This is a genomic window from Tepidisphaeraceae bacterium, assembly GCA_035998445.1.
Classification (GTDB): domain Bacteria; phylum Planctomycetota; class Phycisphaerae; order Tepidisphaerales; family Tepidisphaeraceae; genus DASYHQ01.
Map to the genome: position 1 here is coordinate 15361 of DASYHQ010000035.1, position 15926 is coordinate 31286.

A 15926-nucleotide genomic window follows, 5' to 3' on the forward strand; every position below is an offset into this window, starting at 1 on the left:
GTGCCGCCAAGCTGGACCCGGCTAAAGGTTGTTTGAATTGACCGCCGCCCCAACATGGGGCGGCGGTCCTCGTTTGGGCCCTATGCCATCCCATCCCATCGTTCTGCGTCCCGACTGCGAGGCTCGCTGTTGCCGGTGGGCTTGCCGGGCGATTGCGTCAGTCGATTGATCCGCGCCAAGGCAGGGCCGTCGGCGTTCTCGAAGTCGGCCGCCAAGTTGGCCGGCAGCGGCTCGCCGTCTCGCTTGTGGCGGATCAGCGCCCCGATTTCTTCACGGGCAGCCGCTTCGATCTCAGGCCGGGCCTTCGGGTCGGTGATCAGGTGGTGCCACTGTTGGAACCAAGTTAGGAAGTGCTCACGGTCGGCTTGGTTCAACTTGATAGCGGCGTCCTGTGCCGCCTTCAGTTCGGTAGAAAAGACGTGCGAAGTTGGCGCAGCGGCGCGCGCCATCGCGTTGGCGAGGGACATGACTTCTCCTGAGTTGGAAGATGGGTAAGACGGCCAACCGTATCCGGTAGGCTTTTCGTTTCGGCGAAGGGGCGCACCGGGGGCCGATCCCCCATGGCTGACCCCATGGCTGATTAGATTTCGATGGGGTAGAAACCGATTGTTGCGGGCGGTTGTAAGCAGTCCGCGGGCAGGGCAAAAAAGAACGCCTTCCCTCTGAAAACCAGTGTTTTCCGAGGAAAGGCGTGCAAGCGAGGACGACGGGGCTCGAACCCGCAACATCCGGATCGACAGTCCGGTGCTCTAACCAATTGAGCTACGTCCCCGTGTTTGGGGTCGGGTAATTTAGGCCTTGGGCGCGTGTTGTCAAGACCCCCGAACGCGCGAAGCGCCGCTTCCAAGCACCTCCCGCGACGGCTTTGCCGCTTCAGTAGCCATGTCTTCCCGCCCCGCTTTACGTGATGCCCCGTCGCAAACCTCCTATACTCAGCACCATGATTCTGGCTGGCATCGACGAAGCAGGCTATGGCCCGGTTTTGGGTCCCTTGGTCGTGGGCTGCGCCGCGTTTGAGGTGAACGACGCCGACCCCGCGGGCGACCTCCCGTGCCTCTGGAAGCGGCTGCGCAAGCTCGTCAGCAAGACCCGCTGTCGGCATGGGAAGCGGATCCACGTTAACGACAGCAAACTGGTCTATTCCCCCTCCACGGGCTTGCGGGAACTGGAGCGCAGTCTGCTTTCCATCGCCACGGTGTGGGCGGGTTGGTCGGGCGACTTGGACACGTTCGTCGCCCGCGTCGCCGGTCACGCGACGGTGGACCTGGCGGGCTACCCGTGGTACGCCGCCGCCGAGCCGGCGTTTCCGCTGAACCTGGACGCGATGTCGGTGCAGTTGTTTGCCAATGGTCTGAAGGCCGAAATGGAGCGTGCCGGCGCTCGGCCGGTGCATCTGGCGGCCCGGGTGGTGTGCGAGGGGCAGTACAACCGCATGGTCGAGGCCACGCGCAACAAGAGCAGCGTGCTCTTCTCGACGGCCGCCATTCACCTCGACACCCTCATTCGCACGTACGCCGACCAAGGGCTGGTCATCTTCTGCGATCGCCAGGGCGGGCGCGAGCATTACGGGTCGCTCTTACGGCTGATGTTCGAGGACTGGTCGCTGGAAATCGAGCGCGAGCGGGACGGCCACAGCGCCTACTGCCTGCTGCGCGGCGAACGGGCGGTGCGCATCATCTTCTGCGAGAAGGCCGAGGCCCAGTGCATGCCGGTCGCGATCGCGTCGATGCTGAGCAAGTACCTCCGCGAGGCCCTGATGGGCCGGTTCAACGCCTACTGGCGCACCCATTTGCCCGACGTGCAACCGACGGCGGGCTACTACGGGGATGGCAACCGATTTTTGGCCGATATCGATCTGAAACGACGTGAATTAGGCTTCAGCGATGCCATGCTCGTCCGCTCGCGGTGAAATTCTGACTGATCGGATTAGCTCCTTTCGTCTCCCCTCATCGGCCCGCGATTTGCACGAACTGTGCAGCGGTACCACTCACGATGAAAAGGAGGCCAAGATGCCGGACGAACGAACCCAACGCAGCGCCGACCACCTCGATCCCCTGCCTGACGAACGCCCCTCAAGCGACGTCGGCCTTGGCGCCGGCCTGACTGCCGCCGTCGGGGGTGGCTCACCGTTGCAGGAGGATGCCTCGTCGATCGGCGACACGGATCGCGGTGGGACGAGTGCCATGCCGGTCGAATCGGACGCGCGCGCCGATAAGTCGGCACCCGACGCGCCCAACAAAACCACCCATCCCGGTGGCGACCTCCAAGGCGCCGCCGACGCGATCACCAACGCCAACCGGGCCATCGCACCAGATAGCGATTCACCAAATTAGGGCATGCGCATCTGGAGCGTAGCCTGCAGCACCACTCGGCATCCTGAGGTACGTCGAAGGATCTCTTCCGTCCCAACGCGCAACACGAAGGGATCGTTGGGCATACCTCAGGATGACGATAGATCACGCTAGGCGCATCACGCTCACTTCGGTCGCAGCTCAACGCTAGAGCATTCTCACTTCATTCATTGCGGACGCAGTACACGTTGTCATCCCGATGGAAGCCTTGGCGACCTGAGGGATCTCGATTGACTGATGGTGCGGGCCGTGGGAGATGGGGCAGGTCGCTACCGCTGGGTTCGGGATGACAACATGCCTTGACCCGCTACAAATGAAATGTAAGTGCGCCAACTGATCCACAAACGAATAACGGACAGCCTATTGGCTGTCCGTCATCGCAAATCAAGTTGAACAATCGATCCCGCGCCTAAGCCCCACGCCGGCGGGCGAGCAGGCCGATCGCGCCCAGGCCGACGAGCGCCAGGCTTGCGGGTTCCGGGATGGCGACGGGTTCGACCGCGATGTCGGAGACGAGCGTGCCGCCGTTGATCTGGCCCACCAGCACCGCGGTGCCCGTGATGAGGTCGACCGTGTAGAAGTTGGAGACGCTGCCGCCTGAGGGCGTCAGTGAGGCATAGGCGATGTTGTCGCCTTCGGGCGTGGTGAAGATGTCGAAGCCGACGAGGTCACTGGTGTTCACGGTGAGCAGCGGCCCTACGGTCTCCAGCACACCATCGTTGTTGGCCTGCTTGACGAGAACGTCGATGCCGGCGTCGATGCCGTACAGTTGCGACGTGGCGGGCACGTTGCCCAGGTTGTTGTTGCTGTAAGCCGACCCCACCACGTTCGGGTTGACGCCGAAGTTCGGATCCCCAGCCCCATAGGCCAGTGGAGTCGCCGTTGCTTGCAACGCGCCGGTATCGGGATTGAGGACGTAGTTGCGATCGGTATTGCTGACAAGGCGAATGCGGTCGATGGTGGGGTTGAAATCGAACCCAAAGGCCGTGCCATTGATCGCGCCGACGCCACCACCGACGGCGGTGAGTACGGCGGTGGTTTTGTCCAGCGTGTACAGTTGACCGAAGCTGCCGATCGCGTAGAGCTGACCGTTCGCCGGGCGGAAATCGATGCCGCGGATCGATTCGTTGTTGGCGGAGAACCCGCTGATCGACAGGCCGCTTAGCAGCGTGCCGGGCGCGGCGGAATCGAAGCTGAACAGCGCGTTGTCCTGCGTCACCCCATAGACCATCGCCGCCTGTGCGGCCGGTACAGACAGAACGCAACCCGCCAACGCGATCCCGCAGCCCATCCAATTGTTCGCTTGAGGCATTTTCCCCATCCTTCTTGCGGACCAACCCGACTCCGATCGGTGTGGCCCTTGGTTATCCGTCACCCACAAAGAGATGCAATCGTGGCCAAGTCGCGCCACGACGAATAAATAGTACCACCGCCACCGCCGAACGCAACTGGAAACATTTTCTTAACGTGAGGTCCCTCACATCATCTGCGGCTCCGCCCCGGTAAGGCCCCCCCGATCCGTAGCGGCCAACAAATGAAGCGCCTCATTTCAGTCCACCTGCATAGGCTCTAGCGCCCCTGCCACGGCCAGTTCGCAAAATGAAAAGTGCCACGAGCGACCGAGTCGCCCGTGGCACTTTTGATTGTCTAACAAGCCAGCAACGGTCTGGAGGACCGGATTTTGGTCGCGCTCTTACAACTGCGCGCCGTTCAACTGAAGACGCAGCAGCAACAGCGCCGCCGACAGTTGCGGGTCGCTGCTCAGCAGGTCGCGTTTGACCTTCTTCGGCTCGCCCGTGGCGTCGGCGGTCACCTCTTCCACAACCTCCTGCATGACCTCGGCCTTATCGTTCAGCTTTTCCTGCTGGGGCTCGGCTGGGGCGCTGTTGATCTCGCGCAGCACGTCCAGGTCTTGCCGGGCCTCGTTGGCGGCCCGCATCTGCTCGGGGGTCATCTCGACCTTCACGTCGGGCTCGACGCCCCAGTCGACGCTGTTCTCCTCGCGATGCAGGCAGCGGCCGCTGGGCAGGTAATAGTGGCTCGTCGTCAGCTTCAGCAGCGCGTTGCGCCCTTCCAGGGGGAAGAGCATCTGCACGCTGCCCTTACCGAACGTGCGGTCGCCCACCACCATCGACCGGCCAAGGTCCTTCAGCGCGCCCGAGACGATTTCCGACGCGCTGGCGCTGTACTGGTTCACCAGCACGACCAGCGGCACCTTCGTCTCATCGTCGCGTTCGACGCGGGCCTTGATGGCGCTGGGCGGGTTGGGCGTCTCACGGTCGGCGCGGGTGCTGACGATCACGCCGTCCTTCAGGAATCGGTCGCTCACGCGCGTCGCCTCGGTCAGCAGGCCACCGGGGTTGTTGCGCAAATCGAGGATGATGCCCTTCACGCCCTCGCTCGCCAGCGCGTCGACGGCGGCGTCCATGTCCTCGCTGGTGGTCTTGCTGAAGTTGGTCAGGCGGATGTAGGCGATCTTCTGCTCGGGATCGACGAAGTAATTCCACCCGCCACCCGGCAGGTGCTGCCAGCCCTTTACGCTGGCGACCTTGATCGTGTCTCGCTTCAGCGTGTAGTCCTGCACCACGCCTGAATCGTTGCGAATGGTCAGCGTCACCTTCGTGCCGCCGGGCCCGGTGATGCTCTTGACGGCCTGGTTCACGCTGATGTTCTTGGCGCTCTTGCCGTCGATGTGCGTGATGATCGACCCCGCCTCGACGCCCGCCTTGAACGCGGGGCTGTCCTCGATCGGCGTGACGACTTTGATGTTGCCTTCCTCGTCGTTCTGGATCTGAATGCCGACGCCCTGGAACTCGCCTTGCGTGGTCTTGGTGAACTCGGGCACGTCCACCGGCCAGATGACGCCGCTGAACGGGTCCAGCTCGGCGAACGCGCCGTCGGCGAACTCGCTCACGAGCACTTCTTCGGGCAGGCCGACCGTGTCGCGGCCGGCGTTCACCAGGGTCGAGATCGTCTGCCGAAGCGCCAGCTGTTGCTGGTCGGCCGGGGCGGCGTTCACCTGGCGCTCGCTCTCGTCGAGCGCCATGATGAAGGCGTTGCGCTTCTGCTCGTCGGCCAGGCCAGGGAAGGTCTGGTCGAGGCCCTTGGTGGTCGCGACGGCCCGCAGGCCGTTGATGCCACCCAAGGCCAGGTTGCGGAACTGCACGTCGCGGTAGTAGTTGCTCTGCGCCTCGTCGAGCGCATCGCTCAGCATCATCTTGTTGACGCCCTTGACGGTCTCGCGCCAGTCGATGCGGAACGAATCGTTCAACTGCTCGGCGGGCTTCGTCGTCGGGTCGTTCTTGGCGGCCTCGGGGCGCAGCACGCGGTCGGCGGCCTCGCGGTCCTTGCTCTCGCGCTCCTGCAGCACCTTCAACTGGTCGGGCGTGTAGACCGCCAGCAGGCGCACCCGGCGGGTCATCAGCTTCAGGCGGCTCTTCCATTCCGGGCTGGCCGGCTCCACCGAGCTCAGGTCCGAATAAAGGCGCAGGGCCTTGATCCACTGCTCGTTCTGCTCGCTTTCCTCGGCGCGCGTCACCGTGCGCTTCACGAGGTCGTCAACCCACTTCTCCTTGCGGAACGTCGCCTTGTCGGTCGCCAGCGAGTGCGCGCGGGCGGCGGCGTCGATCGCGTAGTCGGCCTGGCCGGCATCCAGCAGCTTGTGCACGTCCTCGACGGCCTTCTCGTACTGCTTCTGGCGCTCGGCGGCGAACTCCTGTCGCTGCGATTCAAACTGACCGGCCCACGTTGCCATCTGCACCAGCTGCGGGTCGTTGCTGATCTTGGCGGCGGTGGCGAGCAGCTCGTTGGTCTTCTCGAAGTGACCGCTGCGCGCGGCGGTGAAGGCCTGCTGCTTCAGCTCGTCGACCGACGCGGCCGGCTTGGGCGTCACCTCTTGCAGCGCGACCTGCTGTCCCTGCTCACCAGCGTTCGCAACCTCGGCGCGGGCCCACTGGGGCAACACCGGCGTCGCCGTCGCGACCGCCATCGACACCGCCAACGCGAAACGGGTAAACCGGAATGTCATGGAGCTCTTCCTCTTGATGCGTAATGCTGCGGGATAGGTGGCTGTACGAATGGCCAGCGCGGTGGCGGGTAGTACAACGCCCGCCCAAATTGCCACCACAGACCATACCCCTGTCATACGTTCAGATCAAACGCTATCGGCCGCCAAGGAGTGGATCGGCACGATTTTTTTTTCGCTGACCGCACCGCGCGGTGGCACGGGGGTTGCAAATCGTCAGGCAAACGAGTTCCGAAAACGTTGACGCCCGCTTACGAGCCCGATTCCACGTTCCAATCGACCGGTGACGCCAGCAACCCGCACTCGGGGCACCGCGTGCCGGTGACGATCCAGACGTCGCGGCCGGTGGCGTCGACCTGGTGACCGGCCGTCACCTCGTGCAAATCGGACCCGCACGAGCAGATCATCCGCCGGCTACCGCGGGAGCGCCAGCGCCGCTCGCAGCCGGCGACGAAGTGCAGCACGTCGGCGGGGTCGTCCTTGCGACTGACCGCCAACGCGCCCGCTTCGACATTAACCCATACGATGAGCCGCGGTTGGCCGTTCACGTCGACCGGGTCAAACCGGGCAAAATCGAATGGCCAACTGTACCGCAGGAACTCGGCAATGTCGGCCGCTGCGTCACCGTAGAGAAGTTCACCGCGCTCATGTAGCATGATCGAGCCGGATCATAGTTGCGGTCCGGGCCGTCGGATACGTCCGATTGTCGATTTTGAAGTTTGCCGGAAGCACCGTCCGGTCCCTCTCCCGGTACCCCGGGAGAGGCTAGGTGAGGGTGATTTCGAACTGCTGGCGACTCGGCAGATCAAAATCACCCTCATCGAACCTCTCCCATGCGTACATGGGAGAGGGACCGGAAGCGTCCTCACTTTTCAATCTTTACTAAAGATCCCCCGTGCCGACCATCACCGCCCAACTCGACGCCGCCTTCCGCACCGCCATCCAAGCCGCCTTTGGCATGGATGCCGATCCCCTGATCGGTCCCAGCCAGAACGACAAGTTCGGCGACTACCAATCGAACGCGGCCATGGGGCTGGCCAAGCAGGTCAGTGAGAAGACCGGCCAGAAGACCAACCCGCGCCAGGTGGCCGAGCAGATCGTCGAGATGCTGGATCTGGCCGACATCGCCACCGAGAAGCCGACGATCGCCGGCCCGGGGTTCATTAACGTGAAGCTGAGCCCGACGTGGCTCGCCGGCGTCGCCACAGCGCAAGCGACCGACGAGCGGCTCGGCATTCCGCTTGCGGCGGCGCAGTCCAAGGTCGTTGTCGACTATTCCGGACCGAACATCGCCAAGGAAATGCTGGTTCACCACTTGCGCAGCACGGTGATCGGCGACGCGTTCGTGCGCGTGCTGAGCGCGACGGGCAACGACGTCATCCGCCAAAACCACATCGGTGACTGGGGCCTGCAGATGGGCATGGTCACCTTCGCGTTGGAGCAAAGCGGCGCCGCGGCCGAGTCGTTCACGCTGGCGGACCTGGCGCAGTTGTACAAGAAGATCAGCAAGGACAGCGACGAGCCCACCGTCCGCCGGCAGATGGCCGAGCGGACGAGCGTCCTGCAGAACACCCCGAAGGACCAGTTGCACGCTTGGCGGCGGGTGCGCGAGCTGACGCTGACGGCCGCCCAACAGGTGTACGGCCGGCTCGGTGTCCTGCTGACGCCCGACGACGTGCGCGGGGAAAGCGACTACAGCGACGACTACGCGCCGATGGTCGAAAGCCTGATCGCTGAGGGCCAGGCGCGGGAGTCGGACGGCGCGATCGGCATCTTTCCGCCGGGCTTCGTAAACCGGGACGGCGAGCCGCGGCCGTTCATCGTCCGAAGTCGCGATGGGTCTTTTCAATATCCAACCTACGACTTGGCCGCACTGCGGTATCGCGTCACGGCGCTGCGGGCCACGCGCGTCATCTACACGCACGACACGCGCCAGGCCGAGCACTTCGCGATGCTGTTCGCCGTCGCCAAGGCGCTGGGCTGGGACAACGTGGACGGCCAGCAAGCACGATTCGAGTACGCCCCCTTCGGCGCCGTGCTCGGCGAGGACGGCAAACCCTTCAAGACCCGCAAGGGCGAGTCCGTGAAGCTCGAAGACCTGCTGGACGAGGCCGAGGAACGGGCGATGGCGATCGTCGAGCAGAAGAACCCCTCGCTGCCCGACGAACAGAAAAAAGCGATCGCCAAGGCCATCGGCATCGGGGCCGTGAAGTACAGCGATCTGTCGAAGGACCGCGTCAGCGACTACGTCTTCTCGTGGGACAAAATGCTGGCAATGGAGGGCAACACCGCCCCCTACTTGCAGTACGTCTACGCCCGCATCCGGTCGATCTTCCGCAAGGCCGGCGTAACCGCGGCGATTGACCCATCAACCATCCGGCTCGATAGCCCCTACGAGCAGGCGCTCGCCAAGCATCTCGCGCGCTTCGGCGAGACGGTGGAGGCCGTGGCGCGTGAATTGAAGCCGCACATGCTCTGCACCTACCTGTACGACCTCGCGTCGCGGTTCAGCAGCTTCTACGAGAACTGCCCCGTGCTGCAGAGCGACGACGCGACCAAGATGAGCCGGCTGGCGATCTGCGACCTTACCGCAAAGGTGATGGCGCGCGGGTTGGACCTGCTGGGCATCGAGCATCCGGAACAGATGTAGCGGGAATCGCGTCCGCTCCACCCGTGGCATGGGCGTCTCGCCCATGCACGCCAGCAGGGCCGGCGATGCTTTTTGCACCAAGACTTTATCGCTTGAAATGAACGCCACTCTCCGTCCTGCTCACGAGCACGGGTGAGACGCCCCTGCCACGGGAGGGAGAGCACAGAGCCACACGGTCCGTCATCGCTCGTCGTGCCCACCCACCTTCATCATCAAGAAGAACAATCCCAGCGCCACCAACGCCACCAGCGGGAAGCAGCACGTGCCGCCACTGAGCATGTCGATAAAGCGAGTGTCCTGCGTCGCGGTGTAATACAGAAACGCGACGGCCGGGATGATCCCCAGCGCGTGCGTGATGATCGCGACCCAGATCAGCACCTTCACCGGCTTTGGCGTCACTCGCCGCTGGGGCCAGGGCTCATAATCGAGCTTCGGCACCGGCGACCCATCCCCCTCGCGCGGCGGCGGGTCGGGCCGGTTGCCGTCCTGCGGCTTAAAAGTATTGAGTGGATCGACATCGGGCATAACAACTGCCCCTCATTCTGCCACAACCCCCTCTTCTGTAGGACAGGCATTCCTGCCTGTCTCTCCCCCCGTCTTCATCTCCCCCCGTATTCTGTGGCACGGGCATTCTTGCCGTGTCTCTTCTGTCTTTCGCTTCTAGCGGTGGGGCGGACATTCTTGAAGAGAACGCGAAGGCGCGATGGGTCGAAGGAAGCCGCGAAGAAAAGCGAGGGTGTTGCGCGATTTCCACCTCAACCGCGCAGCGCCGGCGTAGAGATGGACAGTGTGATCTTTGACAACCGAATAGCTGACACGCCGAATCTCGCTCGGGCCAACTCACTCACCCGATGTTGCACAATGGTGCAAAATGGTGCACGAAATCGCGTTTCCACTTACCCAAACCGCCGCCGCGACGTCTCGTTAGACTCTTCTTCGCGATCCCTTCGTGCCTTCGCGCCTTCGCGTCTCTTCCAGCTGCGTCGAAGGTCAGCCATGAACGCGCAACTAAAGTTTATGTCCCATCTTTAATTTCTTCGTCTCCAGGTACCGCCGATTGTGGTCGCCCGGCTCGATTTGAACGGGGACCTCTTCGACGACCTGCAGGCCGTAGCCGTCGATGCCGTAAATCTTCTTGGGGTTGTTGGTCATGATGCGCAGCTTCGACAGGCCAAGGTCGCGCAGGATCTGGCTGCCGATGCCGTAGTCGCGCTTGTCGATCGGCAGGCCGAGGCGCTCGTTGGCCTCGACGGTATCGAAGCCTTTATCCTGCAGCGCGTAGGCATGCAGTTTATTGGCCAGACCGATGCCGCGGCCCTCCTGGCGCAGGTAGATCAAGGCCCCTTTGCCGGCGGCCTCGATCATCTGCATGGCGGTCGACAGTTGCGGGCCACAGTCGCACCGGCCGGAGCCGAAGATGTCGCCGGTCAAACATTCGCTGTGGACGCGCACCAGCACGGGCTCGGGGTGTGCGATCGGCTGGCCGTGGGCGTCGTAGTCGCCGACGCCTCCCTTGCACAAAGCCAGGTGCGGCTGGGGGTCGATCATGCTTTGGTACGCGTGCAGTTGGAAGTCGCCCCACGGCGTGGGGAGCATGATCGATTCGATGCGCTTCACGAACTGCTCGCGCTTCATGCGGTAGCTGATGAGCTCCGCGACGGAACAGATCTTCAAATCGTGCTTGGCGCAGAACCCTTCCAGCTCCGGGCGGCGCATCATCTCGCCGTCGTCGCGCATGATCTCGCAGATGACGGCCGCCGGCTTCATGCCGGCCAAACGGGCAAGGTCGACGGAACCTTCGGTCTGCCCGGCCCGCACGAGCACGCCCCCATCGCGGGCACGCAGCGGGTTGATGTGCCCGGGCCGCAGCAAATCCTGTGGCTGGGCATCTTCGGCGATGGCAACCTGGATCGTCGTCGCGCGGTCGCGGGCGCTAACTCCGGTGGAAACGCCGAACTTCGGATGGGCGTCGACCGTGACGGTGAACGCCGTGCCGAGCTGGGCGGTATTCAGGTCGGTTTGCGGGTGCAGCAGCAGGTGGCTGCAGCGTTCTTCGGTCAGCGCCAGGCAGACGACGCCGCGGGCGTGCGTCACCATGAAGTTGACCGCCTCGGGCGTGCACTTCTCGGCGGCGTAGACGATGTCGCCCTCGTTCTCGCGATCCTCATCATCGACGAGCACGATCGGCTTGCCACGCTTCAGTTCTTCTAAGATCTCCGGGATGGGTGAGGACGGCATATGCGTATCTTAGCACGGCTGGAGGGGAAGAGGAGGGATCGGGGGGCTCTGTTCCCTCTCCCGGTACGCCGGGAAAGGTTAGGGTGAGGGTGATTCTGAGCGACGGAAATCGTCAGCCGTCGAAATCACCCTCACCTAGCCTCTCCCGGCGTACCGGGAGAGGGACCGGAGCCCATCACGCCGCCAGCGGCTTGAGCAGTCTTGGGTTGACGCCCATTTCGCACATCATGTGCAGGGCATCGCGGCCGTCGCCGTAGTAGTCGCCGATCGTGCCGATGCTCCGGAAGCCGAGCTTCTCGTAGAGCGCGACGGCGCCAGCGTTGGTGCGCTCGACCTCCAGGTAGACGCGGCCGACACCACGCTGGGCGAAGGTGACGAGCAAATCGGCCATCAGCTGCCGACCGACGCCGCGTCCACGCATCGCGGGGTCGACGACGAGGCTGTAGATCCGGCCCGTCAGGCCCTTCTTGTGATGACGCAGCAGGCCGACGGCTTCGCCGACCACTTGGCCGTCGTTCTCGGCGACAAGCACGACGGCGCTCGACCGGGCCGCCAGGTACTGCAGCCGACGGCGCGAGAGGCTGTAGGTGTCGAAGCAGCGCGACTCGAGGTTCGCGATGGCTTCCAGATCCGTCGGCTGCGCGACGCGGACGTGGATCGGCTGCTCGTCCGGCACGATGCTCATCGCCGGCGCGGCGGCCTGTTCTTCAACGGCTACCGCGGGCGTCGCGATCGCTTCGGGCGACCAGCCGGTCGTGCTCTGCACCGCGGCCTTGGGGCGCATCGCGTACTTGGGCAAAATCGTCACCGGGCGGTAGCTGTTCTTCGTCCAGGCGAGCGATTCCAGGCCCCAGTCGTCGCCGGCATTCACCAGCGGTCGGTGGGCCCAATGCAGACGGCAGAACTCGCTGAAGATGAACTGCGACAGGCCCTTGATCTCCAGGTCGGTCTTCTCGATCACGATGCTGCTCTGGTCGCCGCCCAGCAGTTCGCCGAACGTGAAGCCCTTGACGCTTTCGACGCCCGTCTCGTCGGCCACCCAGACGAGCATGCCACCGAGGCCAAGCTCCTTGGCGTGACAGAGCGCGACCTCGGTTGCCAACGCCTCTTTATGTCGTTTGACCGCCGCCGTGCCGGACGACGTGTCGCCGGCGTGCTTCGTATCTTGCCGATCGCGCCACGCGTGCAGCAGGCGCAGGCAGTCGTTCAGGTGTCGGTTGGCGTCGTACGTTTCCACGCGGGCGACGTAGTTGCGCGAGAAGCGGTTCTTCTCCTGCCGTTTGCTTTTCAGGTCGCCACCGGCAAGGTCGATCATGCGGGTGACGTCGTAGACGTAGTCGCCGCCCATCGGTTGGACGTCGAAGTTGCTGCGGTCGAAGCGGCTGAGCATCCACTCGCTGACGTACTCGACGCGCGTGCGGTCGGGCACGTCGTGGTCGGCGTTGTAGGCGTCCATCAGCTGGCGCGCTTCAGATAGCGCGGCGTCGCCACCGGTGTCGCCCATCGGTGGCAACAGCAGCGTGAGGTCGCCGCTACCGTTGGCGAAGATGCACAGGTGGTTGCGGATGATCCGCCACCCGAGGCGCAGGCTGTTGCGCCAGGTGAAGACCTGCGAGAAGGTGTAGTCCGACAGCGGTTGCGCGACCGCGTCGAAGTACGGTGCCATCACGGCGCGATCGGACAGGTTAACCGGCGCTAAGCCGGCTGCGGCCAAGGTATCGGTGGCCATAGAATTGACGGTTACCTCGAGCATGGCCGGCGGGCGCTGTCTGGCGATCGCTCCCAAGCGACACACCGCGACCCAGTCGGACCTTGATAGGAGTATCGACGGATTATCGTAGTAAATTCACTGGGTTGACGCCGAAAGGGGTTGACAGGGTTATCGGACGGGATGATCGCGGCCCTGCTCCGGTCCAACTCCCATGTACTCATGGGAGAGGCTAGGTGAGGGTGATTTCGTTCTACCAGACCCGTCAGCAGCTCGAAATCACCCTCACCTAGGCTCTCCCGGCGCATGCGGGAGAGGGACCGGGCGGCCGCGCTTGCTCCGCCATCACGTTGTGGGAGAATCGCCCCATGGTCGCGCCGCTCACCATCGGCAAGCTGAAGCTCGCCACGAATCTGTTGCTCGCCCCGATCGCCGGTTACTGCGATTTGGGCTTTCGCCTGGTCGCGCGGTCGTGTGGCGGCGTGGGGATGGCCAGCACCGACTTGCTCTGCCCCGAAGGCGTGCTACGCGAAAACTACAAGTCGATGGTCCTGGCGGCCACCAACGAGCATGACTCGCCGATCTGCATGCAGTTGTACGGCTCGTCGGCCGACCGATTGTGCGACGCGGCCCGCTGGGCCGAGGACCGCGGGGCCCACGTCATCGACATCAACATGGGCTGCCCGGTCGACAAGATCACCAAGCGTGACGGCGGCAGCAAGCTGCTGTGCGACGTCGACAACACGCTGTGCATGGTTGAAAAAATCGTCGCCGTCCTGCGCCACACGCCGCTGACCGCCAAGCTGCGATTAGGCTGGGACGACACGTGCATCGTCGCGCCCAAGCTAGCCGCCAAGTTGGAGGAAGCGGGCATTGCACTCGTGACCATCCATGGGCGCACCACCGAGATGCGCTTCGGTGGCCAGTGCCGCCTCGACGGCATCGCTGCGGTCGTGGCAGCGGTGAAGAAGATCCCCGTCGTCGGTAACGGGGACGTCACCAGTCCGCAGGTGGCCAAGCACATGATGGACTACACGGGCTGCGCCGGAGTGATGATCGGCCGGGCGGCGCTCAGCCAGCCTTGGATCTTCCGCGACACCTGGAGCTACCTGACGACCGGCGTCATCCCCGAGCCGCTCACGATCCAGCACAAGGCCCAACTGATGCGCGACCACTTCCGCGTCTACATGGACCACCGCAGCGAACGGGCGGCCGTCGTCGAGTTCCGCAAGCGCGTCAGCTGGTACGCCAAGCAGATGCACCCCTGCTGGCCGTTGAAGGACGAGATGCGCACGATCGACAGCGCGAGCGACTTCGAGCGGGTGATCTCCCGTTTCCTGGAATGGCGAGAGATGTACGACCGCGAGACCGAGGCCGAGCGCATCCACCGCCGGGCCTACGAGCGGCAGGCGTGCACGTAAGGCGAAGCGGTCCGTGAAAGTGTTACTTTGGATTTCGCTCCGCGACCCGTGGGGTAGTGTTGACCGGATCTGAGTGAGTGGTCCAGACGCCCCAGTTGTCATCCCGAGCGGAGCCTCAGGCGACGGGAGGGATCTCGAATGCCGAGCGATTCACGCCAGTGGGAGATTCTTCAGGTCGCCAGGGCTCCCATCGGGATGACAACCTGAGCTTACGGGATATGAACCGCTAGCTGCGATCAGTCGGAGGGTGCTTAGTCCACCCCCGCCACCTTCAGCAGGTCGGCCAGCCCCGCGAGGTTGATCGTCATGTTCTCGTGGTTCTGATGCGGGTCGATCGGCTCCGGTGGGCGTTCGCCCTCGGCCAGCAGGTAGTGGTATTCTAGGCCGACCTGGTTGCACAGCGTCCAGTACATCACGTTGACGGCCACGGGCGACAGGAACTCGATCACCTTCGTGCCCGGCTTGCAGAAGACGATGTTCGTCAGCCCCGCACCGTGCGGCACCACGACCACGTCGGCGTTGGCCATCAGCTTGATCTGCTCCATCAGGGGCAGGTCCTCCAGCGTGATGCTCTTGAACCCATGCCGGCCGAGCAGTTCGACGACCGCGGCCTCGTTGGTCACCTTGCGGTGCGTCACCTGACCACGGTTGAAGTACAGGCGCTTGGGGCTGTCGGGCACGTCGGCCGACACCTTCGGCAAAAAGGTGTTGCGCAGGAAGTCGCACGCGTAAGCGGGAATGTGACCGGTGTCGCCCACGAGCGACGGCACGATCAGCTGCTCGGCGCGGATGTGCGGGTTCCAGTGGCTCTCCAGCACCTTCTCGCGCGGAATGCCGAGGATGTTCAGCGTCTCGATGTGGAAGCGCGACACGTAGTTGTTGACCAGGTACCGGTCGACCGAGTCGCCGGTAAAGCCGGCCTCCGTCAGCAATTGCAGCCGGGGCAGCACGTCGAACATCCAGTGGTAGTACCCGCGCCCGTGCAACGCCGAAAGCACCGCGACGTTCCCCTTTACCTTGCGCAGGGGCGGCAGCAGTTTCTTCGTGAAGATCGGGTGCTTGTCGGTGTCGGCGAACTGACCGCCAGCGGTGGTGCGCGAGACGTCCGCGAGCAGCTGGTCGTCGGGCGTGATGACGTTCCCCTCGCCGTACACGCGCCCGTCCTCGATCAAGGCGACGAAGCGTGCGGGCAGCGTGCGCGTCCGGTGAACCCGGAACTTCCAGTGCACCTCGGGGTCGATCGTCTTCGGGGGCGTGCGCTCGACGGTGACCGGGTCGTGCAGTGGCAGGTACGTGTACCGTCGCTCCCCCTCCGGTGAAGCGGCGTTGACCGCGGCCACCCAATCGGCGGTCGTCTCGGCGAAACTCTGCGGGGGTGGCAGCACCTCTTCTCGGCTCAGCAGGCTTCGGGTCCGCGTCGTCGCCTTGGCCGAAAACTGCCAGACCGGCATCAGCGCGTTGCGCAACCGACGGTTGCGCTTGACCAGCGCGTACAGTCGAGGGGTAATGCGTTCAAACAGGCCCATGATGATCA

At 64.0% G+C, this 15926-nt stretch carries 12 protein-coding genes and 1 tRNA gene; 4 read left to right on the top strand and 9 right to left on the bottom strand.

Annotation, left to right across the window (positions count from 1 at the left end):
- Positions 1-80: 80 nt before the first annotated feature.
- Both VGN72_14585 and VGN72_14590 read right to left on the bottom strand, forming a co-directional pair.
- Positions 81-467 (bottom strand): hypothetical protein, encoded by a 387-nt coding sequence (locus tag VGN72_14585; protein HEV7300589.1) that lies wholly within the window; start codon positions 465-467, stop codon positions 81-83.
- A 231-nt stretch (positions 468-698) separates the two neighbouring features.
- Positions 699-772, bottom strand: a tRNA-Asp gene (locus tag VGN72_14590).
- 168 nt (positions 773-940) lie between these two features.
- Here VGN72_14590 and VGN72_14595 point away from each other — a divergent pair.
- Entirely contained in the window at positions 941-1909 is a 969-nt protein-coding gene (locus VGN72_14595) for a hypothetical protein (GenBank protein ID HEV7300590.1), read from the top strand.
- Between the two features lie 100 nt (positions 1910-2009).
- A complete protein-coding gene (locus tag VGN72_14600) occupies positions 2010-2333 on the top strand; it encodes a hypothetical protein (GenBank protein ID HEV7300591.1) in 324 nt (107 codons plus the stop codon).
- Between the two features lie 427 nt (positions 2334-2760).
- Here VGN72_14600 and VGN72_14605 read toward each other — a convergent pair whose 3' ends face one another.
- The 3 genes from VGN72_14605 to VGN72_14615 all read right to left on the bottom strand — a co-directional run bounded on the left by VGN72_14605 (position 2761) and on the right by VGN72_14615 (position 7031).
- Entirely contained in the window at positions 2761-3663 is a 903-nt protein-coding gene (locus VGN72_14605) for a DUF4394 domain-containing protein (GenBank protein ID HEV7300592.1), read from the bottom strand.
- A gap of 381 nt (positions 3664-4044) precedes the next feature.
- Positions 4045-6378: a S41 family peptidase gene (locus VGN72_14610; GenBank protein HEV7300593.1), complete on the bottom strand. Its 2334-nt coding sequence runs from the start codon at positions 6376-6378 to the stop codon at positions 4045-4047.
- 248 nt (positions 6379-6626) lie between these two features.
- Positions 6627-7031: a hypothetical protein gene (locus VGN72_14615; protein ID HEV7300594.1), complete on the bottom strand. Its 405-nt coding sequence runs from the start codon at positions 7029-7031 to the stop codon at positions 6627-6629.
- Positions 7032-7270: 239 nt separating this feature from the next.
- Between VGN72_14615 and argS the strand changes: the two genes are divergently transcribed.
- Positions 7271-9025, top strand: a complete 1755-nt coding sequence (argS, locus tag VGN72_14620; GenBank protein ID HEV7300595.1) for an arginine--tRNA ligase — start codon at positions 7271-7273, stop codon at positions 9023-9025.
- Between the two features lie 180 nt (positions 9026-9205).
- On the opposite strand, the gene VGN72_14625 is transcribed toward argS, so the two are convergent.
- The 3 genes from VGN72_14625 to VGN72_14635 form a co-directional block, all read right to left on the bottom strand.
- Positions 9206-9550 (bottom strand): hypothetical protein, encoded by a 345-nt coding sequence (locus VGN72_14625; protein ID HEV7300596.1) that lies wholly within the window; start codon positions 9548-9550, stop codon positions 9206-9208.
- Between the two features lie 483 nt (positions 9551-10033).
- Positions 10034-11263, bottom strand: a complete 1230-nt coding sequence (locus VGN72_14630; protein ID HEV7300597.1) for a bifunctional 3,4-dihydroxy-2-butanone-4-phosphate synthase/GTP cyclohydrolase II — start codon at positions 11261-11263, stop codon at positions 10034-10036.
- Positions 11264-11438: 175 nt separating this feature from the next.
- Positions 11439-12992, bottom strand: a complete 1554-nt coding sequence (locus VGN72_14635; protein ID HEV7300598.1) for a GNAT family N-acetyltransferase — start codon at positions 12990-12992, stop codon at positions 11439-11441.
- A 347-nt stretch (positions 12993-13339) separates the two neighbouring features.
- Between VGN72_14635 and dusB the strand changes: the two genes are divergently transcribed.
- The gene (dusB, locus tag VGN72_14640) at positions 13340-14392 is read left to right on the top strand and encodes a tRNA dihydrouridine synthase DusB (protein HEV7300599.1); all 1053 of its coding nucleotides are present in this window, start codon (positions 13340-13342) and stop codon (positions 14390-14392) included.
- A 251-nt stretch (positions 14393-14643) separates the two neighbouring features.
- On the opposite strand, the gene VGN72_14645 is transcribed toward dusB, so the two are convergent.
- Positions 14644-15918, bottom strand: a complete 1275-nt coding sequence (locus VGN72_14645; protein HEV7300600.1) for a glycosyltransferase family 61 protein — start codon at positions 15916-15918, stop codon at positions 14644-14646.
- Positions 15919-15926: the final 8 nt, after the last annotated feature.

Excerpts from the sequence above, each read along its gene's own strand:
- VGN72_14585 (HEV7300589.1), bottom strand. The coding sequence starts at position 467 with ATGTCCCTCGCCAACGCGATGGCGCGCGCCGCTGCGCCAACTTCGCAC.
- VGN72_14595 (HEV7300590.1), top strand. The coding sequence starts at position 941 with ATGATTCTGGCTGGCATCGACGAAGCAGGCTATGGCCCGGTTTTGGGT.
- VGN72_14600 (HEV7300591.1), top strand. The coding sequence starts at position 2,010 with ATGCCGGACGAACGAACCCAACGCAGCGCCGACCACCTCGATCCCCTG.
- VGN72_14605 (HEV7300592.1), bottom strand. The coding sequence starts at position 3,663 with ATGCCTCAAGCGAACAATTGGATGGGCTGCGGGATCGCGTTGGCGGGT.
- VGN72_14610 (HEV7300593.1), bottom strand. The coding sequence starts at position 6,378 with ATGACATTCCGGTTTACCCGTTTCGCGTTGGCGGTGTCGATGGCGGTC.
- VGN72_14615 (HEV7300594.1), bottom strand. The coding sequence starts at position 7,031 with ATGCTACATGAGCGCGGTGAACTTCTCTACGGTGACGCAGCGGCCGAC.
- VGN72_14625 (HEV7300596.1), bottom strand. The coding sequence starts at position 9,550 with ATGCCCGATGTCGATCCACTCAATACTTTTAAGCCGCAGGACGGCAAC.
- VGN72_14630 (HEV7300597.1), bottom strand. The coding sequence starts at position 11,263 with ATGCCGTCCTCACCCATCCCGGAGATCTTAGAAGAACTGAAGCGTGGC.
- VGN72_14635 (HEV7300598.1), bottom strand. The coding sequence starts at position 12,992 with ATGGCCACCGATACCTTGGCCGCAGCCGGCTTAGCGCCGGTTAACCTG.
- dusB (HEV7300599.1), top strand. The coding sequence starts at position 13,340 with ATGGTCGCGCCGCTCACCATCGGCAAGCTGAAGCTCGCCACGAATCTG.
- VGN72_14645 (HEV7300600.1), bottom strand. The coding sequence starts at position 15,918 with ATGGGCCTGTTTGAACGCATTACCCCTCGACTGTACGCGCTGGTCAAG.